The sequence below is a fragment of the Saccharopolyspora erythraea genome, assembly GCF_018141105.1.
GTDB lineage: Bacteria > Actinomycetota > Actinomycetes > Mycobacteriales > Pseudonocardiaceae > Saccharopolyspora_D > Saccharopolyspora_D erythraea_A.
Genome location: NZ_CP054839.1, coordinates 5,455,925 through 5,477,418, shown reverse-complemented (window position 1 = coordinate 5,477,418; position 21,494 = coordinate 5,455,925). Strand labels below are relative to the sequence as shown.

Genomic DNA, 21,494 nt, shown 5'->3' with positions numbered 1-21,494 from the left:
GCTGGGTAGCCTCCGTTGCAGTTCCGCTGCTCGAGGTAATCAATCTGGGGGTTGATGAGTTTGGTGCCTGCGGTTTGACCGCGTCCGGAATGACCGGAGTGGCAACCCGCGCCTGATATCGGTGGATGCTCGTCGAAATGTACCGATGTCGTCGTCATGACCAGCATCGACAGTCGGATGCTGCGTCGGGTCGCATCAGTTGCAGCCGGATTCCGGCTCTGTTGGCCGGTCGTTTTCCGCCAGTTTCCCGCAATTGCGGGGACTGCTGTCGTGCGCAGTTCCTGTTCGCCTTTGTTCGTGATCCGTTCATTCGATGGCGCGCGCCGAAATGGTATTCGCCGACGGTTTTCAACGGCCGCCGGTTCAGCTTGCCCGGCGCGAACCGCGACACCGGAGAAGTGATGAACGCAGATGCCGTGGACGCACCCTGGAAGCCGGACCTCGACTACTCGCTCGACCTCGACGCGGTGACCGGGCGGTTTCCCGCGATGGCCGATTTCCGCCGGAAGCTGGGAGGCACCCGACTCGTGGAGGTGCCCGTTCCCGCGGGCTCGGCCCGAGTGCTGGCCAAGGCCGAATGGGAGAACCCCTGCGGGTCCATCAAGGACAGAACCGCGTTCGCCCTGCTGTGCGAGGTCCTGGCCGACGGGGACGACCCGCGCGGGCTGCACCTGGTCGAGTACTCCGGTGGCAACCTGGCCGGCCCGCTGTCCGTCCTCTGCGGACGGCTGGGCGTGCGGCTGACCCTGGTGCTGTCGGATGCCACCCCCGGCGACTACGTGCGCGAACTGCGCTCGCGCGGCGCCGCCGTCGACCTCGTCGACCGGGACGAGGGATTCCTGGGCGTGATGGAACGCGCACGGGAGCTCAGCGGCACCGGGCGCCTGCTCTACCAGCACCGCAGCCAGGCGAACCTCTGGATGCACCGGGTGTCCACCGGTGCCGAGTTGGTCGAGCAGCTCGGCGATGCGGTACCCGACCGGTTCGTCGCGTCGGTGGGCACCGGCGGCACGCTGGTCGGCGTGCTGTCCGCGCTGCGCGAGCGGCATCCCGGCGTGCGCGGCGTGGTCGTGACCCCGAGCGAACTGCCCTACGGCTCGGACGAACCGCCCAACGGCCGTCCCAAGTACGCGGGTTCAGGTGGGCTCGGCAACGGGATCCGGCAGCCGTTCGTGCTCGGCGCCGAGGACCGGATGGACGGTTACCGCACGGTCTCCCGGCCGCGGGCCATCTCCCTGATGCGCGAGTGCCTGGACGAGACCGGGATGCGGCTCGGCAGTTCGGCGGCGGCGAACTGGCGCACCGCGCTGGACGTCGCGGCCGAACTGGGTGAGGGCGCCACGGTGGTCACCGTCTTCCCGGACGCGGGCTCGCCGTCGGAGTGGGCGGAGGCCGGACGGTGAGGCCCGGCGCCGCCGAGCACGGGAGTGCCGAGATGCTGCACAGCGCCCGCACCCAGGCGCTGTCCTTCGGGGACGGTTCCGACGAGTACGACCGCTCCCGCCCGCGCTACCCGGAGGCGCTGATCCGGGAGCTGGTCGCCGACGGGCCCAAGTGCGCACTCGACATCGGTACCGGGACGGGTGTGGTCGGGCGCCAGCTCCAGCCGCACGTGCCCGAGGTGGTCGGGATCGAGCCCGACGAGCGGATGCGCGCGGTGGCGCGCCGGCGCGGACTGCGGGTCGAGAACGCGACCTTCGAGTCGTGGCAACCGGGTTCCCGCACGTTCGACCTGGTGGTCTCGGGCCAGGCGTGGCACTGGGTGGAGCCGGAGGAAGGCACCCGGAAAGTGGCCTCGGTGCTGGTTGCCGGCGGCCGGTTCGGGGTGTTCTGGAACTTCGCGCGCCCGTCCGAGGAGTTCCTGGCGGTCGCGTCGCCGGTCTACCGCAGGCACGCGCCGGAGCTGGCGGAGCGGACGCTGCTGCTGGGCAACGACGACGGCCGGGTGTCGCGGACGGCGGGCAGGCTGCGGGAGTCCGGGGAGTTCCACGACCTGTCGGTGAGCACCTACCCGTCCTCGGTGAGCTACACGCCGCGGGAGTGGGTCGACCACATCGGAACCTGGAGCGACCACCGCGCCCTGCCCGGGCAGCGGGCGGCGGCGCTGTCCGCCGAGCTCGCCGAGGCTCTGGCCGCGCTCGGCCCGGTGTTCGACATGGACTACGCGAATGTCCTTGTGAGTGCCCGGAAACAGCGCCCGGCGAGCGGACCCGGTCAGGAGGTCCGGCGATGAGCATTCCGGACCGCCTCCGGTTCTACGTGGACGGAGCGTGGCGGCAACCGTCGGGTGGCGAGCGCTACTCGCTGCTGGAGGCCGCCACCGGAGAGGCGCTGGGCACGGCCGCCATGGCGGCACCCGAGGACGTCGACGCGGCGGTGCGCGCGGCCCGGCGGGCGTTCGACGCGGGTGAGTGGGGCATCGCGCCGGCCGAGGAGCGCTCGAAGCTGCTGCACCGGTTCGCCGACGCCCTCTCGGCGCGCGCGGAGACGACCAGCACGCTGGTGAGCCGGGAGAACGGCATGCCCATCGGGCTGTCCAGGGTCGCCAACGGCGCGGGGCCCGTGGCCCAGCTGCGTCGCTACGCCGACCTGGTCGCCGGGATGGAGCTGGAGCAACCGCGCCCGAGCCCGCTGGGATCGACGATCGTGCGCCGCGAGCCCGTCGGCGTGGTCGCGGCGATCACGCCGTGGAACTACCCGCAGTCGCTGGCGATGGCCAAGATCGCGCCCGCGCTGGCGGTCGGCTGCTCGGTCGTGCTCAAGCCGTCGCCGGAGACCGCGCTCGACGCCTACGTGCTGGCGGACGCGGCCGAGGAGGCGGGGCTGCCGCCGGGGGTGTTCAACGTCGTCGCGGGTGGACGCGACACCGGGGCGGCCGTCGTCGCCCACCCCGGCGTGGACAAGGTCGCTTTCACCGGGTCGACCGCCGCCGGCCGCGCGGTCGGCGCGGAATGCGGCCGCCAGGTGAAGCGGTTCATGCTGGAGCTGGGCGGCAAGAGCGCCGCGATCGTGCTGGACGACTGCGACCTCGACGTCCTGCGCGCGGGCCTGGAGACGGCTTCCTTCCGCAACAACGGCCAGACCTGCAGCGCGCAGACCCGCGTGCTCGCGCCTCGCTCGCGCTACGACGAGGTCGTCGAAGCCGTCGTGGGAGTCGCCGAGGAGCTGGTGCTGGGCAACCCCCTCGACCCGTCGGTCACCTGCGGGCCGATGGTCACCGAGGAGCACCGGGAGCGGGTGCTCGGGTACGTGCGCACCGCCCGCGAGAGCGGAGCCGTCCTGGCGTGCGGAGGCGGTCGTCCGGCGGGCCTGGACCGCGGCTGGTTCGTCGAGCCGACGGTGTTCGTCGACGTCGACAACTCCGAACCGCTGGCGCGCGAGGAGGTTTTCGGGCCCGTGCTGGCGGTGATCCCCTACGACGGCGAGGACGAGGCCGTCGAGATCGCCAACGACAGCGAGTACGGGCTCGCGGGGTCTGTGTGGACCTCCGACGACGAGCGCGGTCTCGACATCTGCCGGCGGGTGCGCACGGGCACGATCGGCATCAACTACTACAGCCTCGACTTCGGGGCACCGTTCGGCGGTGTGAAGCAGAGCGGCGTCGGGCGGGAGCTCGGGCCGGAAGCCGTCGACGGCTACCTCGAGTACAAGTCGATCTACGCCGGGGCGGACCGCCTGAGCGGATCGAGCTGACCAGGAAAGGGAAATACGATCAACAAGTCAGGTAGGCCGAGGGCCTCGAAGTCCGGGTCGTGGCGGCGGGTTTCGGTCGCCGCCGTGGCCGCTGTGGTCGTCGCGGCGACCTCGGCCGTGACCGGTTCCGCGTCGACCCGCGCCGACGCCGACCCGAGCGCGGTGACCATCGACAGTGGACAGATCGTCGGTGCCGTCGCCGAGGGCCACCGTTCGTTCCGGGGAATCCCCTACGCCGCCCCGCCGGTCGGCGCGCTGCGCTGGCATGCTCCGGAGCCGCCCGCACCGTGGACCGAGCCGCTCGACGCGCGGACCCTTCCCGACGCGTGTCCTCAGCCGGACGATCCCGCGCAGAACGAGGACTGCCTCAAGCTCAACGTCATCACGCCGCTGCCCGTGGGCCGCGCCGGGCTGCCGGTGGTGGTGTGGTTCCACGGTGGTGCGTTCTTCCGCGGCGCGGGCGGCCAGTACGACCCGGCGCGGATGGCGGTCGCGGGTGATGTCGTGGTGGTCACGGTGAACTACCGGCTCGGCGCACTCGGGTTCCTCGCCGACGACGAGCTGGGCACCACCGCGAACTTCGGTCTCCAGGACCAGATCGCGGCGCTGGAGTGGGTGCGGCGCAACGCGGCCGCGTTCGGCGGCGACCCCGCCAACGTCACCGCGATGGGCGGCTCGGCGGGCGGGCTGAGCATCTGCGCGCACCTGAGCAACGGCGTGGCGCCGGAGCTGTTCTCCCGGGCGATCATCCAGAGCGGTCCCTGCGCGGCCCCGTTCCGGACCCGGGAGCAGGCCAGGGCCGAGAGCGCGGCGTTGCGCGCGGCGCTCGGCTGCGACGGCCCGGACGCGGCCGCGTGCCTGCGGAAGGCCCCGGCCGACCGCGTCGTCCGGGCGCAGACGGGTCTGACCTGGTCGCCCACCGTCGGCGACCAGATCGTTCCCAGGCAGCCCGCGGACGTCTTCGCCGAAGGCGGTGTCGCCCCGGTCGACCTGCTGGTCGGCAGCAACCTCGACGAGGGGCGCTTCGCGGTCGGGATGAACCACGACGGCAAGGGCGAGCCGGTCACCGCCGAGCAGTACCCGCGGCTGGTCCGGGAGCAGTACGGCGCCGCGGCCGACCGCGTCCTGCAACGCTATCCGCTGAGCGGTTTCGAGACGCCCAGCATCGCGCTCGCCACCGTGCAGACCGACTACACCTCGACGTTCCCGCCGTACTCGGTCTGCCCGGTGTTGTGGACCGAGCAGCAGGCGAGCCGCAAGAACCCGGTGTACGCCTACGAGTTCGCCGACCGCACCGCGCCGCCGCCCGAGGTGATCCCCGGTTTCCCCTCGGGCGCCCAGCACGCCTCCGAACTGCAGTACCTGTTCGGCTACGCGGGCGCCGGGGCCCCGCTGGACCAGACCCAGCGCGCGCTCGGCGACCTGATGATCGAGTACTGGACCGCGTTCGCGCGAACGGGAACTCCCCGCGCGGCCAACGGCCCCGAGTGGCCCAGGTTCCAGTCCGCCACCGATGTGCTCGCCTTCGGCGACGGCGGCGTCCGCACCGTCGACCTCGGCCAGGAGCACCAGTGCGGCTTCTGGCGGGAAGTCACCGGCTGAGCCGGATCCCGCGGAGGCGAACGTCCGACAGACGAGGAGGAAGCGGTGGATACAGGGGAGAAGCTCGCATCCGGTGCGGAGCCGCCGGAGAGCAGACCGGTCGGACCCGGCGTGCACGTCCGGGTCCTGAGCGCGGAGGCGCCGGTGCCCGCCGACGACTACGGTTCGACGCTGCTGGCCGACTTCACCGACGTCTACCGCCGGGGTGCCGACGGCTGGAGTCGTGAGCAGGCGATGCGCGAGACCCTCCGGTTCGTCGTCGAGGCGCTGGGCGGCGAGGTCGCCGACCGGACGGTGCTCGACGTCGGCTGCGGTGTGGGAGTCGACGTCGAGCGCATGGCGGAGATGGGTGCGCGCTCCGTGGGGCTGGACCTCGTCCGGTCGGCGGAATGGGATCGGATCACCGCCGAGCACCCGGCGGTCGGCTTCGTGCAGGGCGACCTGGTGGAGCTGTTCCACCGCGGGGCGCTCGCGGAGGACGCCTTCGACGCGGTGCTCGACAACGGCTGCATGCACCACCAGCACCCCGACCGCGTCGGGCTGTTCTTCGACGCGATGCGTGGTGTCCTGCGCGCCGGCGGCGTCCTGGTCACCTCGGTGTTCGGCGCGGCGAAGGACAAGCGGGGCGCGCTCATGCGCAACGAGGCCAGCCGCCTGTTCCGCGACTTCACCCGCGACGAGCTGGTCGAGCTGGGCCGGGCGCACGGGTTCGTGGCGGAGTCGGTGCACGAGGTGCCCCGCGACGACGGGCTCGCCTACTACGTGGGCGTCCTGCGGCCGCTGCGGAACGGGCCGGCGTGACCCGGCTGCTGGTCGTCTACCACAGCCGCACAGGCACCCACCGGCGGCTGGCGGAGTGGGCGGCGCGCAGCGCCGAGCGGCGGGGCGCCGAGGTCAGGGTGCGCCAGGTGCCCGCGCTGCCCGGGGATGCCGTCGGTGACGCGGGCATCCCCGTGGCCGAGCTGGAGGACCTGCGGTGGGCGCAGGCGGTGATCTTCGGCAGCCCCACCCACTTCGGGAGCCCGACGGCGACCTTCAAGCGGTTCCTGGACTCGACCTCGCCGCTGTGGCTCGGCAACGAGCTGCGCCGGCTGGTGGTGGGCGCGATGTCGAGCTCCCGCAGCAGGCGCGGCGGCCGGGACAGCACAGTGCTGACCATCCAGCGCAGCATGCTGCACTGGGGCGCCACGGTCGTCACCGGTTTCCGGTCGCCGTCCAACGAGCTGAGCCCGTACGGGGTTTCGGTGAGCCTGCAGGCCGCGGCTCCCGAGCCCGCCGTGGTCGGCGCCGTCGACGCGTTCGTGGAGTCGGTGATCTCGGTCGCGGCCGACCTCAACGGCGTCCGTCGAGTGCGGCACCCGGCGATCGCGCTGGTCGCCGACGCGGTCGACGCCGACCTCGCCGGCCTCGCCGACGTGGTGGCGACGGCGGTGGCCGCCGACGGCGCGTCGGTGGTCCGGCTCGACACCGAAGCCGCGTGCGACCCGGACCGGCTCACCGGCATCGACGCCGTCGCGGTAGGCGCCACGGTGCGGGCGGGACTGCCCGACGTGCGGGTGGTCGCGATGCTGCAGGAGTGGAGCAGCAGCGGGAAGAAGGGCCCGCTCGCCGGGATGCCCGCGACCGGCTTCGTGCTGACCACCGCGGAAGAGGACGGCGCGGAGGCGGGGGTCCTGGCGCTCTACACCTCGCTCATGCACGCCGGCGCGGTCATCGTGCCCTCCGGGCGGCCGGACCAGCCGGTGCTCGGCGGCGCGGGCAACCCGTACGGCACCAGCCTGGCGGGCGGAGCGAGCACCGCGAGCTGGACGGCCGCGCACACCGAGGCCGCCGACCACATGCGCAGGCTGGTGCGGGTGGCGGGTCAGCTGGGCCGCTCCGAGGCGGTGTGACGGGGCGGACGGTCGTTTCCCCATCGGAGGAGGGAATGGCGATGTTCGTTTCTGGTGCGGAGCCGCCGGCGGTGGTGAGCTCGGTACTCGACGAGGTCCGGCGGGGTGGCCGGGCGAGCCTGCTGCTGGAGGGCGTGCGCGGAGCGGGCAAGACCACCCTGCTGGAGGCCACCGCGCAGCGGGCGCGCGGGCTCGGGCTCGACGTCGTCCGCCTGCCGGTGCCGAGCCAGGAGCGCGACACCGGTCCTCGCCGGCAGCGCGGCACGGACGTCGAGGTGTGCGACCGGTGGTTCGATCGGCCGGCCGGGAAGCCACCGTGCGACGGGCGGCTGGTCGTGCTGGCCGACGACCTGCACCGCTTGGACACCGCGTCCCTGCACTGCTTGAGCCACCTGCTGACCAGGCTCGACCACGGCCCGGTCGGGGTCGTGGCCACCGCCGCGCACGGCGACTACGGACGCGATCCCGGCGCTTTCAGCGAAGCGGTGTCGCGGTTCCGCCGGCGTGCCGAGCTGCGTCCGCTGAGCCGGGCGGCGGTGGCCGAGTCCGCCACGCGCGTGCTCGGGCAGCGGTGCCGGCGCGGCTTCGCCGAGGAATGTCTGCGCCACACCGGAGGAAACCCACTCTACTTGCGATTGTTGTTGGAGGAGCTGAGGATTCGCGGTGTCGCGCCGGTGGACGCGTCGGTCGGCGACCTCAGGAGCGCGGCGGTACCTGCGATCGCCGACGTGCTGCCGGTGCGCGGGCCGGGCTTCGAACCCGAGGCCACGGCCGTGGTCGACGCCGTGGCGTTGCTGCAACCGCACGCCGAGGTCGACCTGGTGGCCCAGTTCGTCCGGCTCGACGACCTGTGGGTCGCCGACACCCTCGACCGGCTCCTGCGGCAGCGGTTCCTGACCCGCGGCGGGGCGGGTTACGAGCTGGACCCGCCGGTCGTGCGTGCGGCGGTGCTGGCGCGGACGTCCGCGGCGGCGCGGGACGAAGGACACACCCGCGCAGCCGAGCTGCTGTACGCGCAGGGGGCTGACGCCGAGGTGGTCGCCGCCCACCTGCTCCGGATCGAGCGGCACGGATTGGCCTGCTGGGCGTGCCGCGTGCTGCACGAGTGCGCGGTCAACGCCGTGGCGCGCGGTGAGCGCGACGAGGCCGACTGGTACCTGCGGCACGCCTTCGAGCAGTGCACCGGGCAGTGCCGCGCCGACATCCTGTGCGAGCTGGGGAAACTGGCGCTCGGTGCGCGACCCGACGCCGCGCCCGGATACCTGTCCGAGGCGTTGTGGTACTGCGCGTCGCCGCGTGAACGCGCCGAGATCCGCAACGCGCTGGCCAACTCGCTGTTCCTGTCCGGCGACATCGGCGCGGCGCGGCGCGTACTGCAGGACGGGGTCGCCGAAGCCGAACCGTCCGATGTGCGCAGTGCCGGCGTGCTGCGCGAGGAACTCCGGCTGTTCACGACGCTCGCAGGTGCTGTGCCAACGCCGGGCGGCATCTCCGCTGTGGAGGGTGCACGGGGGCCGGGTGGCTCGCTGGCGGGGCGCGGAGCGCTGGTGAACGCGGCGCTGCACCGGTACTGGCGCGGGCACGACCGCGGCGAGTCGGCCCGTCTTGCCGAGCGCGCGATCGAACACGAGCCGCAGAACCATGTCGCGACGCTGGCGGTGCCGTTGCTGCTGCTGGCACGCGCAGGTGAGACGGACTCCGCGTTGCGGGCGTGCCTGCGGACGGTGGACGAGGCCCGTGCGCGCGGTGCGGTGCTCGTGGAGGCGTCGGCGCTGGCGGTCCGTGCCGAGATCGCCTACCGCGCCGGGGATCTCGATGAATGCCGACAAGACGCCGCAGCGGCGCTGACCACTCTGCTGGCCCGCCACCCGGTGGGGCACCCTCTCGAACTCGGGATCGCGATGGGTGCGTTGACGGGCGCGCTGCTGGAAGCGGGAGAAGCCGCCGAGGCGCAGCGATGGCTGGACCGCTCGGGCATGAACGGCCCGATCCCCGACCGCGTGGCCTTCCACGGACTGCTGGTACAGCGCGGCAGGCTGCGCACCGAACTCGGGGACCGGGAGGCGGGACTGGCGGACCTGCGCGAATGCGGCCGGCGCATGGGACGGTCCGGTCCGCACAACCCGACCGCGGCGCGGTGGCGATCGGAGCTCGCGCTGGTCGTTGCCCGGGACGGCGGGCACGCCGAGGCCGTGGCGCTGGCCGGCATCGAGCTGGACCAGGCGAGGAAGTGGGGCGCGCCGGAGGAGATCGGCCACGCGCTGCGCGCTTCGGCCGCCGTGGGCTCCGGGGCCGAGCGGGAGGCGAGGCTGACCGAGTCGGTGGAGGTGCTCGCCGCGTCGAGCGCCCGGGTGGCCTGCGCCCACTCGCTGTGCGACCTCGGTGTGCTGTTGCGGGAACTGGGCCGCTGGAAGGAGTCCCGCTCCCGGCTGCGCGCCGCGCTGGCGCTGGCTGAGCGCTGCGGAGCGACGGTCCTGGCCGATCGGGCGACGCGGGAGCTGGTCACCTCGGGTGGACGGCTGCGCCGGGTCACCGAGATCGGCGTCGAAGCGCTCACCGCCGCGGAGATCCGCGTCGCCGCGATGGCGGCCGAAGGCCGGAGCAACCGCCAGATCGCCGAGGCGCTGTACGTGTCGCGGCGCACGGTGGAGACCCATCTCAGCCGCGTGTACCAGAAACTCGACATCCCCGGCCGCTTCGCCCTGGACGGCGCGGTCCTGGCGGGACTGGCGCAAGAGGAGGCAGAAGGCCCGGCCGCGGTGGGGGCGGGTTGATCCCGTGCCCGTGGCGGTGTCGAACACCGGTTTGTCCTCGGTCTCCGGCTACGTTTCCGGGCCGGCCCGGAAACGTAGCCGGTCTGGGCCGTCACCTCGGTCCACCCTGACCAACCCGGTGGGTGAGCCCCTGTTCCCGTGGCGGGTCGTGACTCCGCCGGGTGGCGATCGACGTGCCGCTGTCGGACCCCGCGGTTACCGTCGCGGCTGGACGACCAAGAGCTGGGGGAGCGATGACCGAGCTGACCACTGCCCAACCCGCGGGTACACCGACCTGGATCGACCTCGGCATCCCGGACCTCGACCGCGCGATGACCTTCTACGGCGCGCTGTTCGGCTGGGAGTTCGAAGTGGGGCCGGAGGAGACGGGGCGCTACACCATGTGCCTGCTGCGCGGGTTGCCGGTGGCGGCGATCATGCCGAACCCCGATCCCGCCGCCACGGACTTCTGGTGGAACGTCTACTTCGCGACCGACGACTGCGACGCCACCGCCGTCAGGGCCGAGAGCGCGGGCGGCTCGCTGCCGACCCCTCCGACGGACGTGATGCAGTACGGGCGGATGGCGATCGTCAAAGACCCGTCGGGCGGGCAGTTCGGGCTGTGGCAGGCGGGAGCGCACGTCGGCAGCCAGATCGTCAACGAGCCGAACGCGTTGCTGCGCAACGACCTCGTCACCGCCAAACCCGACGTCGCGCGCGAGTTCTACGCATCGGTGTTCGGCTACTCGGTGGTCCGCAACCCAGACCTGCCCGACCTTGACTTCACGTTCCTGCAACGGCCCGACGGCCACGAGATCGGCGGTGTCCTCGGTGATCCCGGCGCCGAGACCCCCCGCTGGGGCACCCTGTTCCAGGTCGACGACGCCGACGCGGCGGCGCGGCACGCCGCCGAAGCGGGCGGGAGCGCGAGCGAACCCACGGACATGATCTACGGGCGGCTCGTCGACATCACCGACCCGTTCGGCACCCGGTTCCAGGTGGGCTCGCCGAAGAAGAGCTGACTCCGTCCCGGCTTCGGCAGCGCCACCCGTGGGGGGTCGCGCTGCCGGTGCCGAAATCCGGTGCACGCGTCTCTGCGGTCCGGCACGATGAGCGATGCGGACCACGGGTGGCCGCCGTGCGGCGCGCCCGCCGCCTTGCGACCACGTCATGGAGGCACCGATGCCGGAGTGGTTGGCGCCGGTGGCGCTGATCGCCGCCACGATCACGACCGGGCTCATCGCCGGGTTGTTCTACGCGTTCGCGTGTTCGGTGATGCCCGCGCTGCGCGGCACGGACGCCCGGACGTTCGTCGACGTCATGCAGCGCATCAACAGGGCGATTCTCAACGGGTGGTTCGCGGCCGCTTTCGTCGGTGCGTTCGTGCTGACCGCGCTGGCCGCGGTGCTGCACCTCGGCGAAGGTCCGGTCGCGATCCTCGTCCTGGCCGCGCTGCTGCTGTACGGCGCGATGCTGGCGATCACCTTCGCGGTCAACGTGCCGTTGAACAACCAGCTCGACGCCGCCGGTGACCCGTCGGATCTCGCCGACCCCGCGGCGGTGCGCAACCGCTTCGAGCGGCGGTGGGTGCGCTGGAACCTGGTGCGTGCCGTGACGTCGACGGCCGCGCTCGGCTGCCTGGCCACCGTGCTCGCCGTCGTGTCCTGACCACCTGACCCGTCGGGGGTCGCAGCAGAGCCGCCCGGCGCTGACGGGGCAGCGCCGGGCGGTTCGGCAACGCGGGTCGGCTACTCGGCTTCGGAGGGTTTGATCGCGAGCACCGGAACCGGCGAGTCGAGCAGCAGGCGCTGGCTGATGCTTCCCAGCAGTGCCTTGCCCACCGGTGAGCGGCGACGGATCCCGATGACGAGCCGTTCGACGGACCGGGTCTCGATCTCGTCGAGCACCGCATCGGCCGGGTCGCGGTCGGGGCGCCCCTCGCGGTCGAGGACCGTGACTTCCAGCCCCGGCGGGAACTCCGGTGCCGCGAGGTCGGTCAGCGCGAGGTTGACCACGACCAGCTCGGTGTCGAGGCGTCGTGCCTCGGCGATGGCGGCGTCCAGGGCCGCGCGGCCTTCCACGCTGTCGGGAACGGCAACCATGATCGACATACCTGTGACCTCCATGTGTCGGGGTGGTCAGGAGTGCTGGAGCCGGATCTCGTCCTCGAACTCCTCGAGGGTCTTGCCGCGGGTTTCCGGCACCATGGTGGCGACGAAGACGATGCCCAGCACCCCGATGACGGCGAAGACGAAGAACGTCGGAGCGATGCCCACGGCGGCCATGGCCGGGGGGAAGCCGAAGGTGACGCCGGCGTTGGCCAGCCACAGCACGAACACGCTCAGTCCCATGGCGAAGCTGCGGATCTTGAGCGGGAACATCTCGGAGAGCATCAGCCACACCAGCGGCCCGAGGGTGCCCTGCATCGAGAACACGAAGGCCACCACGAAGACCAGGATGATGTAGGGCTTGGCCGCCATGCCGTCGGGCAGGAACATCGCCGAGGCCCCGACCAGGACGTGGAACAGGGAGATCAGCGTGAACCCGCCGATGAGCATGGTGCGCCGGTTGATCTTGTTGATCAGCATGATGCCCACGGTGACGCCCAGGACGCTGAACAGGCCGTTTGCGGTGTTGGCGATGATCGCGCCGTTGCTGGAGAATCCGGAGTCCTTCAGCAGCTGGGTCCCGTAGTACATGATCGAGTTGATCCCGGTCAGCTGCTGGAAGATCCCGAGCACCGCGCCGATGATGACCAGCCTGCGGATCCACGGCACCGCCAGGTCGGCCCAGCCGCCGGTCTGCGCCTGCTGCTCCTCCCGCACCAGCGCGTGCACCTCGGCCATCTCGGCCTCCGCGCGCTCGGGGGAACGCACCTGCTTGAGCACCGCCAGCGCCTCGTCGTCGCGGTCCTGGGAGGACAGCCACCGCGGGCTCTCCGGCATCCGCAACATCCCGATCAGCAGCGCGATCGCGGGCAGGACCGCGACGACGAGCATGTAGCGCCACACCGACTCGTGCTGGCCCCACACGTTCATGATGATCGCGTTGACGACGAAGGCCGCGAACTGCCCCGTCACGATCATGACCTCGTTGCGCGTGACCAGGCTGCCGCGCCTCTCGGTCGGCGCCACTTCGGCCAGGTAGACCGGAACGGTGGCCGACGCACCGCCGACGGCGAGGCCCAGGACGAACCGGAACAGCGCCAGCACGGGCCAGACCGGCGCCAGCGCGCAACCGATCGTCCCGACGATGAAGATCACGGCGAGCATCAGGATGTTGTGCCTGCGGCCGTAGCGGTCGGCGAGCTTCCCGCCGACCGCGGCGCCCAGCGCGGCCCCGAAGATCAGGATGCTCACCACGAAGCCCTCGGTGACCGCCGTGAGCCCCAGGTCGGACTTCATCGGGTCCACCGCGCCGTTGATGACGCCGGTGTCGTAGCCGAACAGCAACCCGCCGAAGGTGGCGACGAAAGCCACCAATCCCAGGCGCCTGGAGTGCGGACCGGGATGATCAGCTGGCAGCGGTGTGTGCAGGGGTGTGGTCGGGTTGCTGCTCATCAGCACAAACCTCCGTCATTGGGGGTGTTGTGGGGTTGTTCGTCGAGGGCGGTGGCGGGCGCCGGATCGTCGCCCGCCTCGGACTCACCAGTACTTCCGCAGGTATTCGTCGATCTTGTCGCGCATGTCCAGAGTGGACTCGCGGGCGCGGTCCTCCCAGGCGAAGACGCAGGAGACCAGGATCCCGTCGAAGCCGCCTTCCTTGAGGCTGCTGAAGAACTCGTCCCAGTCGACCTCGCCCTGACCGATGTCGAGGTGCTGGTGGATGCGGGCGGGCGAGCCCGGCGGGTTGACGATGTAGCGCAGCCCGGAGGACGCGGTGTGGTTGAAGGTGTCGGCCAGGTGGACGTGGGTGAGCAGGTCGCCGGCGTGCCGGATGATGCCCGGCGCGTCGTCGCCCATGTGGAAGGTGTGCGGTGTGCAGTAGAGGAACTGCACGTTGGGGGAGTTGATGCCGCGCACCATGTCGACGGCGGCGTGGCCGTCCTCGATGAAGTCGTCCGGGTGGGGCTCGAGCTTGAGCGTGATGCCCTCGCGCTCGAAGATCGGCAGCAGCTCCTCCATCGACCTCCAGAACTGGCCCTCGCTGCGCCCTGGGGCCTCCGGGCGGCCGTTGAACTCCGAGACCATGACGTCTACACCGAGGTCGGCGGTGATCTGTATGGCCCGCTTCCAGTAGCGCACCGCGGCCTGCCGGTCGTCCTCGTCCGGCCCGGACCAGCGGTACAGCGGCAGCACCGAGGCGATGCCGACGCCCGCGGCGTCGAGCTCCGCGCGGAACCGGCGCACGGTGGCGTCGTCGATGCGGGGGTGGTTGAAGAACGGCAGGACGTCGTTGCGCGGGGACAGCTCGATCCACTCGAATCCGAGCTCGGCCACCAGCCGTGGCAGCTCGAGCAGCGGGGTGAACCGGAACATGTGCGGGTCGAGCGCGATTTTCACGGGGTCTTCTCCTGTCCGGAGGCGGTGTTCGGCTGGGGGCCGCGTGCCGGCGCAGGCTCGTGCAACTCGATGTGGTTGCCCGAAGGGTCCTGCAGGAACGCCTGGCGCGCACTTCCGACGGCGACCGCCTCGCTGACGTCGGTCCCGCGGTCGAGCAGCCGCCGCCGCGCGGCCTCGAGGTCGTCGACCCGCACCGCGAAGTGCTGCCCGACGGCCGGTGGCGGCGTGCCCTCGATCAGGTGGACCTGGTGTGCGCCGAGGTCCAGCCACGCCCCGCGCACGCCGGAGGTCGGCCGGTCGGTTCGCGGCCGCATGCCCAGCGCGCCGGTGTAGAACTCGAGCGCGTCGTCGAGGTCGCGCACCATCAGCGAGACGTGGTGGATTTCCAGCGGGTTCATCGGTTGCACCGTCCACAGTGGTATGTGCTGGCCCGCGCCGGCGGGCGGCTCAGAGGTTCGCGGCGGCCTCGCGCAGGTTCTTGGCCGCCAGGGCCAGCCCTTCGGTCTGGGAGTAGGCGGCGTCCTCGTGCTCGATGTTGACCGCCATGTCCGGGTCGATCTCGGCGAGCGCGGCGAGGAACTCGGTCCAGTAGGCCGTGTCGTGGCCGATGCCGACGGCGACGAACTTCCAGGCCGGGTCGGTGGGCCAGGAGTTGCCCCAGAAGCCGATGCCGGTGGGCGTCCTGCCGGGAGCGTCGGCGGGAACCCGCCCGAAGGAGGTGTCGAGCACGCCGCGCACGTCCACGCCCTTGCACAGCGTCGCGTCCTTGGCCGCGGCGTGGAACACCAGCGGTCCGAGCCGCCGGATGCAGGCGACGACGTCCATGCCCTGCCACATCAGGTGCGAGGGGTCCATCTCGGCGCCGAGGTTGGTCGCGCCGGTCAGCTCCACCAGCTTCTCCAGCGTGACGGGGGAGAACACGAGGTTGTGCGGGTGCATCTCGATCGCGACCCGCACGTCGTTGGCGCGGGCCAGGGCGTCGGTCTCGGTCCAGAACTCCGCCGCGACGTCCCACTGGTAGTCCAGGACGTCCATGTAGACCCCGTCCCACGGGTTGACGACCCATGACGGGTACTTCGCGTCGGGGTCGGAGCCGGGAGTGCCCGACATGGTCACGACGTTGCGGACCCCGAGCAGGCCGGCGAGCTCGATGGTGCGGCGCACGTCGGCGGCGTGCTTCGGGCCCACGCCGGGCAGCGGGTTGAGCGGGTTGCCGTTGCAGTTCAGGCCGGTGAGCTCCATGCCCCGCGAGGCGAACGCCTCCAGGTAGTCGGCCCGCGCCTTCTCCGAGGAGAGCAGGAGGTCCACCGGGCAGTGCGGGGCGGGGATGAACCCGCCGGTGTTGACCTCGACCGAGGTCAGTCCGTTGGCCTTGAGGAAGTCCAGGGCGTCCTCGAGGGGCCGGTCGTGCAGGCAGGCGGTGTAGGCGCCGAGCTTGAGTGGCATCGCTGTCGGAATCCTTTGCGGTCGCGGGAGAAAAGGGCTCAGGCCACGTCGACGGACGCGCCGCCGGACTGGGCGGAGGCGACGATGGCCTGGATCACGTTCATGGTGTGCAGGGCGTCGGCGAAGGACGCGCACTCCGGCTGCGGCTCGGGGGTGCCCGCGACCTGGTCGAGGAACGCGCGGCACTGGTAGACGAACATCTCGGCGTTGCCGCCGCCGTTGCCCGGCGCCTGCATCGGGTAGCCGCCCGCGAAGTACGGCAGCTGGGGCCCGGCGATGACCTGGCGGGCACCGCGGGTGCGGGCCTCGGGCTGGGTGTCGTCGAAGAGGTACTCGGCGGGCCGGTGCCAGTCGAAGGACGCGCGGCCGGAGAGCCCGTAGGCGTCGAAGGCCAGCCCGTTGGGCATGCCGAAAGCCGTGCGGGACACCGAGAACGAGCCGGTGAGCCCGGACTCGAACCGCGCGGTGAACACGGCGGTGTCCTCGTTCTCGACCTCGCCCACCTCGTCGCTGACCGGGGCGGTGCCGTGCCCGACGACCGCGCCCAGCGGCAGCGGCCGCTTGGGGATCTGGGTGGACAGCTCCGCGCCCGCGACCGACTTGATCGGGCCGCAGACGTACTCGCCCGCGTCGATGATGTGGGCGCCGACGTCCCCGAGGGCCCCGCTGCCGGGGCCGCCCTTGAAGCGCCAGCTCAGCGAGCCTCGGGGATCGCAGGCGTAGTCGGCCCAGTAGCGGCCGTTGAACAGCGTCATGTCGCCCAGCTCGCCGCTCTGGACGTGGTCGCGGATCGCGGCGATGGCCGGGGACCGCCGGAAGGTGTAGCCGACCGCGGTCACGACCTCGGCCGTCCGTTCGGCGGCCACCATGGCCTCGGCGTCGGCCGGCGAGCCCGCCAGCGGCTTCTCGCACAGCACGTGCTTGCCGGCGCGGATCAGCGCCTCGGCGATCGGCCGGTGCAGCGCGTTGCCGACGACGATGCTCACCGCGTCGATGGACGGGTCGTCGACGATCTCCTCCCAGCTGGAGACCGCCTTCTCGTAGCCGTAGCGGCGCGCGGCGTCCTCGGCCAGCTCGGTGTTGGCGTCGGCGATCGCGGCCAGCCGGATCGGCGGCAGTCCCTCACCGAAGACGGTGTTGACCTGCCGGTAGCCCGCCGCGTGGCTGCGCCCGGCCATACCTGCGCCGATGACCGCGACGGACAGTGGCTGCTTCGACATTGGTGCGGGTCCTTCTGCTCGGTGGCCCGGCGCGTGGTCATCGCCGGGAAGACCTTGTGGGGAGTGTGCGAACGCCCGCGCCGGGCCTGCTCGTGGCATGAGCGGCGGACGTCGGTGCGTTTAGATCAGTTACCGGAACGTTCCGGTAACCTGTGATGGGAGACACTAGGCAGCCATGGTCCGTATGTCAAGACATAGCTTGGGCGGCGGTGCTGCCGCAGGCACGAACAAGGCCAAAATCGCAGGTCAACGTGGCCGGACGCCCGGCGGCGAGCACCGGCTTGAGTGCCGGTCTTCGAAATCATCTTGCGGGGCGGCTCCGGTGGCGGAACCGTAGGCGCCCTCTGGCTCCGGGATCTTTCGGCTTCGCTGAAGACAGGCTCTGAGAGGGCACTACGCGGACGGGCTGATCGAACGTCCCGGCAGGGTCGCGTTCTCGTCGGGAACGGTCTCCACGAGCACGTGCTCCACCACTTCGCCGATGTCGCGGTGCCGCCGGAACACCTCGCGCTGGCGGTGTGCCGCGCTGCCGTTCCGGCGCAGCTTCCCCAACAACGCGTGCACCGCGTCGAGATCCCCGTACCGCTCCAGCACCGGGCGCACGTGCTCGACGAGGTCGTCGACCAGGCGCCACGACGGGACGAGCCTGCCGGTGCCGACATCCAGCGAGAAGCCCTCCAGGCCGTGGTGCGCCGAGCACCAGCAGGCGGCGCGCAGTACGGAGTCCTCCACCGGCCGCACCGGCTCCGGGCGGTCGGACAGCGCCACACCGACCAGACCGCGCACGAGGCCCGCCAGCAGCACCGCCTCGTCCACGGTCGCCGCGGCGTCGGCCACCCGGACTTCCAGCGTCGGTACGCGATGCGAGGGCCTCGCGTACCAGTAGAGCATTCCCGAGTCCAGCACCGCGCCGGAAGCGAGCAGGCAGTCCACGACGTAGTGGTAGTGCCGGGCGGAGGTGAGCACCGGCGGCGGGCCCGCGGCGGGCCACCGCGACCACAGCGTCGTCCGCCAGCTCGCGTAACCGGTGTCGCAGCCCCGGAAGAACGGCGAGTTGGTGGTGAGCAGCAGCAGTGCGGGCAGCCACGGGCGCAGGTGGTTGCCGGCGACCAGCGCGGTTTCGAGGTCGAGAGCGCCGACGTGCACGTGGCAGCCGCACACGCTCTGGTCCTCGATGATCGAGCCGTAGGTCTCGTACATCCGCCGGTACCTGGGGCTGTCGGTCACCGGCGGCGGCCCGGCGGACCCCAGCGGCGGGACGGCGACGGAGGCGAGGCGGCAGCCCTGCTCGGCCGCGTCCGCGGCCAGCTCCCGGCGCAGCCCGCTCAGGGCCCGGTGCAGTTCCTCCAGGGTGCGGCACACCTCGGTGGCGGACTCGATCTGCGCGGGTGCCAGCTCGCGGTGCACCTCGCCCCGGCCGGTGTCGCCCCGCAGCCTGGCTGCGGCGGCCGCCGGCTCGAGCGTGCCGGGATCGAGGAGCAGGAACTCCTCCTCGACGCCGAGGGTCAGATCCAGCACAGCGCGCACCCCGTGGGACTCGCGGTCGAACGTGGCCCCCAAGCGAATCCGCAGGGAGTGCCCGACACATACCCGCGCGCATCAGGCGCTAAACGGCCGGGTCGATGCGGGGGTGTGAGTTTCCCGGTTCCGCGCGCCGAATGGTGATCTTTCGCGACGAGCCGTGAGGGCGGCGTGTCCTTCCGGGACGGTTCAAGCGCGGGTTGAGGGTGGCCGGCCGTCCGGTGCTGGTCCACGGGCCGTGCCGGCGAGAAGTTTCCGGGGCGATTTCAACGAAACACTGGAGTCCATGGATGTTGGAGAGAACAGGACGCGGCCGGCGGCGCTGTCCGGCGGCCGGAATTCCGGGCGGCGCTGGTGGACGCTGGCGGTCGTGAGCGCGGCGCAGCTCCTCGTCGTGCTCGACGGGACGATCGTGAACATCGCACTGCCGTCCGCGCAGCAGGCGCTGGGCATGTCCGACGGGCACCGGCAATGGGCGATCACCGCCTACGCGCTGGGATTCGGCGGGTTGCTGCTGGTCGGCGGCAGACTCAGCGGCGCGCTCGGTCACCGGCGCGCGTTCCTGGTCGGACTGGTCGGCTTCGCCGCCGCGTCGGCGCTGGGCGGCGGGGCGGTGCACGAGCTGGTGCTGTTCGGGGCGCGGGCCCTGCAGGGTGTGTTCGCCGCGGTGCTGGCACCGGCCGGGCTGTCGCTGCTGACGACCACCTTCACCGGTCCCGGCGAGCGGGGCCGGGCGTTCGGGGTGTTCGCGGCGGTCGGTGCGGCGGGCTCGGCGGTCGGCCTGATCGCGGGAGGGCTGCTCACCGAGTACGCGAGTTGGCGCTGGTGCCTGTACGTCAACGTGCCCGTCGCGCTGCTCGCCGCGCTCGGTGTGGCGCTGGTTCCGCGGGACCGGGTGCTCGCCGCGCCGGGACGGCTGGATGTCGCGGGTGCGCTGCTGAGCCTGGCCGGCTTCGCCGCGGTGGTGTACGCGTTCAACCGGGCCGAACCGCTCGGGTGGGGCGCGACCGAGGTGCTTGCCCTGCTGGGAGCCGGGGTGGTGCTGCTGGCCGCATTCGTCGCGGTCGAGGTGCGCGCGGCCCATCCGCTGCTGCCGATGCGCGTGTTGCTGCACCGGCGCCGCGCGGGTGCGTTCGTCGCGATCACCTCGATGTTCGTGGCGATGTTCGGCTTCTACCTGTTCATGAGCTACTACACCCAGACGGTGCTCGGCTACTCCCCGGTCCAGGCCGGACTGGCGTTGATCGTCAACGCACTCGCCGCACTGGCCGGCTCGACGCTCATCGCCGGGAAGCTGCACGGCCGGGTCGCACCGGCGGTGCTGGTCGTGCCGGGGTTGCTGGCCGCGGCGGCCGGGATGCTGGTCCTGACCCGGCTGACGGCGGACACGACGCACGTCCTCGCCGGGTACCTGCTGCCCGCGCTCGTGCTCACCGGGCTCGGCCTGGGCTGCGTCATGCCCCCGACCGCGAGCCTCGCCACCGCGGGCATGGCGGGACACGACGTCGGAGCCGCTTCGGCCGCATACAACGCCGCGCAGCAGCTCGGTGCCGCCCTCGGCACCGCACTGCTCAACACCCTGGCGGCCGGTGCGACCGCGGCTCACCTGGCCTCCGACCGGCACGCCCTGCCCGCCGCGGCCACCGTCAGCGGCTACACCACGGCGTTGACGGTCGCTGCCGCCATCCTCCTGGTCGCCGCCTGCCTCACCGCGGCGCTGCTCGGCGGTCAGCGCGCACGACGCCAACAGCGAGACAAGCCCGCACCCGTCCCCTCGAACCCGCTGTGAACACAGCGATTTCGCCCGGCCAGTCAACATTCGCAACGGAGGCAACCGTGAACCACCAACCGGTCACCGACGTCGACGGGTACGTGCCCGTCATCGACATCTCCGCCAGGGACAGCGATCCCGGGCGCCGCGCGCTGGCGGCGGCGATCGGACAGGCGTGCCGTAACTCGGGATTCTTCGTCATCGTCGGCCACGGCGTCGCACCGGAGCTGGTCGACCGGATGCACGAGGTCACCACCGGGTTCTTCGCGCTGCCCGACGCCGAGAAGGACAGGGCCGCCGCCCTGCCCGGGTTCTCCGGATTCCGCAGGTCCGGCGGCACCACCGCGCAGAGCCTCGACCACAGGAGCCCGCCCGACCTGTGCGAGTCCTTCGCCGCGCACGTCACCGGAGAGCTGGGCGACCGGGAACGCGAGGCGCTCGGCGACTACTGGGCGACGTGGAAGCTGGCGAACCGCTGGCCCCGGGTCCCGGCCGGGTTCGAGGCCACCTGGCAGGAGTACATGTCGGAGCTGGGAGCACTCTCCTGCGACCTCATGCGGCTGTGCGCCCTCGCGCTCGGACTCGACGAGGACTTCTTCGACGACAAGTTCGACCGGCACGTGTCCTCGCTCGTGGCCAACCACTACTACCCGCAGGTCGAGGCGCCGTTGCCCGGGCAGCTGCGCCGGGGCGCCCACACCGACTTCGGTGGGCTGACCGTCCTGCACCAGCAGGACGACCTGGGCGGTCTCCAGGTCCTGCGCGGTGCGGACGAGTGGCGCGACGTCCGAGCGATCCCCGGCAGCTTCGTGGTGAACATCGGTGACCTGCTCGCGCTGTGGACCGGCGGGCGGTGGGTGTCGACCGTGCACCGGGTGGTCAACCCCGAACGCGGGGACACCTCCTCGCGCCTGTCGATCCCGTTCTTCTTCCAGCCCAACCACGACGCCGTGGTGGAGCCGCTGTCACCACCGGAGGCCACCGGCGACCGGCAGCGGCCCGACGCCGTCGTCGCAGGCCACTGGATGGCGGACAAGACGCGCAAGCTGTTCGCCGCGGGCTCGTAGCGCGGCCCGTGCGACGGCCGCCCGGCC

General features: G+C 71.9%; 18 protein-coding genes. 11 read left to right on the top strand and 7 right to left on the bottom strand.

The features are described from left to right. Positions 1-401 precede the first annotated feature (401 nt). The 9 genes from HUO13_RS24530 (at position 402) to HUO13_RS24490 (ending at position 11,608) form a co-directional block, all read left to right on the top strand. Complete coding sequence (locus HUO13_RS24530) at positions 402-1,403, top strand: pyridoxal-phosphate dependent enzyme (RefSeq protein ID WP_249124009.1); 1,002 nt, start codon at positions 402-404, stop codon at positions 1,401-1,403. Further along, positions 1,400-2,233 (top strand): class I SAM-dependent methyltransferase, encoded by an 834-nt coding sequence (locus HUO13_RS24525; protein ID WP_249124008.1) that lies wholly within the window; start codon positions 1,400-1,402, stop codon positions 2,231-2,233. Before HUO13_RS24530 ends, HUO13_RS24525 begins: the two co-directional genes overlap by 4 nt. Then, entirely contained in the window at positions 2,230-3,693 is a 1,464-nt protein-coding gene (locus HUO13_RS24520) for an aldehyde dehydrogenase (RefSeq protein WP_211897418.1), read from the top strand. The genes HUO13_RS24525 and HUO13_RS24520 overlap by 4 nt, the downstream gene beginning before the upstream one ends. Before the next feature lie 84 nt (positions 3,694-3,777). Continuing rightward, a complete protein-coding gene (locus HUO13_RS24515; protein WP_249124007.1) occupies positions 3,778-5,295 on the top strand; it encodes a carboxylesterase/lipase family protein in 1,518 nt (505 codons plus the stop codon). Between the two features lie 45 nt (positions 5,296-5,340). Next, positions 5,341-6,096, top strand: coding sequence for a class I SAM-dependent methyltransferase (locus HUO13_RS24510; RefSeq protein ID WP_211897417.1), 756 nt, complete (start codon positions 5,341-5,343; stop codon positions 6,094-6,096). After that, the gene (locus HUO13_RS24505; protein ID WP_211897416.1) at positions 6,093-7,187 is read left to right on the top strand and encodes a flavodoxin family protein; all 1,095 of its coding nucleotides are present in this window, start codon (positions 6,093-6,095) and stop codon (positions 7,185-7,187) included. Before HUO13_RS24510 ends, HUO13_RS24505 begins: the two co-directional genes overlap by 4 nt. A 41-nt stretch (positions 7,188-7,228) precedes the next feature. Beyond that, complete coding sequence (locus HUO13_RS24500; protein ID WP_249124006.1) at positions 7,229-9,961, top strand: helix-turn-helix transcriptional regulator; 2,733 nt, start codon at positions 7,229-7,231, stop codon at positions 9,959-9,961. A gap of 233 nt (positions 9,962-10,194) precedes the next feature. Beyond that, positions 10,195-10,962 carry a VOC family protein gene (locus HUO13_RS24495; RefSeq protein WP_211897414.1) on the top strand — a complete coding sequence of 256 codons (768 nt, stop codon included), beginning with the start codon at positions 10,195-10,197 and terminating at the stop codon, positions 10,960-10,962. Positions 10,963-11,122: 160 nt separating this feature from the next. Beyond that, the gene (locus HUO13_RS24490; RefSeq protein WP_211897413.1) at positions 11,123-11,608 is read left to right on the top strand and encodes a DUF1772 domain-containing protein; all 486 of its coding nucleotides are present in this window, start codon (positions 11,123-11,125) and stop codon (positions 11,606-11,608) included. A gap of 80 nt (positions 11,609-11,688) precedes the next feature. Here HUO13_RS24490 and HUO13_RS24485 read toward each other — a convergent pair whose 3' ends face one another. The 7 genes from HUO13_RS24485 to HUO13_RS24455 form a co-directional block, all read right to left on the bottom strand. Then, complete coding sequence (locus HUO13_RS24485) at positions 11,689-12,051, bottom strand: universal stress protein (RefSeq protein ID WP_211897412.1); 363 nt, start codon at positions 12,049-12,051, stop codon at positions 11,689-11,691. A 27-nt stretch (positions 12,052-12,078) separates the two neighbouring features. Next, positions 12,079-13,500, bottom strand: a complete 1,422-nt coding sequence (locus HUO13_RS24480) for a sugar porter family MFS transporter (RefSeq protein WP_211897411.1) — start codon at positions 13,498-13,500, stop codon at positions 12,079-12,081. Positions 13,501-13,584: 84 nt separating this feature from the next. Then, positions 13,585-14,442: a sugar phosphate isomerase/epimerase family protein gene (locus tag HUO13_RS24475; protein ID WP_211897410.1), complete on the bottom strand. Its 858-nt coding sequence runs from the start codon at positions 14,440-14,442 to the stop codon at positions 13,585-13,587. Beyond that, entirely contained in the window at positions 14,439-14,840 is a 402-nt protein-coding gene (locus tag HUO13_RS24470) for a VOC family protein (protein ID WP_211897409.1), read from the bottom strand. The genes HUO13_RS24475 and HUO13_RS24470 overlap by 4 nt, the downstream gene beginning before the upstream one ends. A 49-nt stretch (positions 14,841-14,889) precedes the next feature. Continuing rightward, positions 14,890-15,888, bottom strand: a complete 999-nt coding sequence (locus HUO13_RS24465; protein ID WP_211897408.1) for a sugar phosphate isomerase/epimerase family protein — start codon at positions 15,886-15,888, stop codon at positions 14,890-14,892. 38 nt (positions 15,889-15,926) lie between these two features. Then, positions 15,927-17,108: a Gfo/Idh/MocA family protein gene (locus HUO13_RS24460; RefSeq protein ID WP_211897407.1), complete on the bottom strand. Its 1,182-nt coding sequence runs from the start codon at positions 17,106-17,108 to the stop codon at positions 15,927-15,929. Positions 17,109-17,501: 393 nt separating this feature from the next. Next, the gene (locus HUO13_RS24455) at positions 17,502-18,626 is read right to left on the bottom strand and encodes a carboxylate-amine ligase (RefSeq protein ID WP_211897406.1); all 1,125 of its coding nucleotides are present in this window, start codon (positions 18,624-18,626) and stop codon (positions 17,502-17,504) included. Positions 18,627-18,915: 289 nt separating this feature from the next. Between HUO13_RS24455 and HUO13_RS24450 the strand changes: the two genes are divergently transcribed. After that, positions 18,916-20,418 carry an MFS transporter gene (locus HUO13_RS24450; protein ID WP_211897405.1) on the top strand — a complete coding sequence of 501 codons (1,503 nt, stop codon included), beginning with the start codon at positions 18,916-18,918 and terminating at the stop codon, positions 20,416-20,418. A gap of 47 nt (positions 20,419-20,465) precedes the next feature. Next, positions 20,466-21,467 carry an isopenicillin N synthase family dioxygenase gene (locus HUO13_RS24445; RefSeq protein WP_211897404.1) on the top strand — a complete coding sequence of 334 codons (1,002 nt, stop codon included), beginning with the start codon at positions 20,466-20,468 and terminating at the stop codon, positions 21,465-21,467. The last annotated feature ends 27 nt before the right edge of the window (positions 21,468-21,494 follow it).

Coding starts and splice junctions, on each gene's coding strand:
- HUO13_RS24465 (WP_211897408.1), bottom strand. CDS start 15,888: ATGCCACTCAAGCTCGGCGCCTACACCGCCTGCCTGCACGACCGGCCC.
- HUO13_RS24520 (WP_211897418.1), top strand. CDS start 2,230: ATGAGCATTCCGGACCGCCTCCGGTTCTACGTGGACGGAGCGTGGCGG.
- HUO13_RS24495 (WP_211897414.1), top strand. CDS start 10,195: ATGACCGAGCTGACCACTGCCCAACCCGCGGGTACACCGACCTGGATC.
- HUO13_RS24480 (WP_211897411.1), bottom strand. CDS start 13,500: ATGAGCAGCAACCCGACCACACCCCTGCACACACCGCTGCCAGCTGAT.
- HUO13_RS24450 (WP_211897405.1), top strand. CDS start 18,916: ATGGATGTTGGAGAGAACAGGACGCGGCCGGCGGCGCTGTCCGGCGGC.
- HUO13_RS24490 (WP_211897413.1), top strand. CDS start 11,123: ATGCCGGAGTGGTTGGCGCCGGTGGCGCTGATCGCCGCCACGATCACG.
- HUO13_RS24500 (WP_249124006.1), top strand. CDS start 7,229: ATGTTCGTTTCTGGTGCGGAGCCGCCGGCGGTGGTGAGCTCGGTACTC.
- HUO13_RS24460 (WP_211897407.1), bottom strand. CDS start 17,108: ATGTCGAAGCAGCCACTGTCCGTCGCGGTCATCGGCGCAGGTATGGCC.
- HUO13_RS24485 (WP_211897412.1), bottom strand. CDS start 12,051: ATGTCGATCATGGTTGCCGTTCCCGACAGCGTGGAAGGCCGCGCGGCC.
- HUO13_RS24530 (WP_249124009.1), top strand. CDS start 402: ATGAACGCAGATGCCGTGGACGCACCCTGGAAGCCGGACCTCGACTAC.
- HUO13_RS24470 (WP_211897409.1), bottom strand. CDS start 14,840: ATGAACCCGCTGGAAATCCACCACGTCTCGCTGATGGTGCGCGACCTC.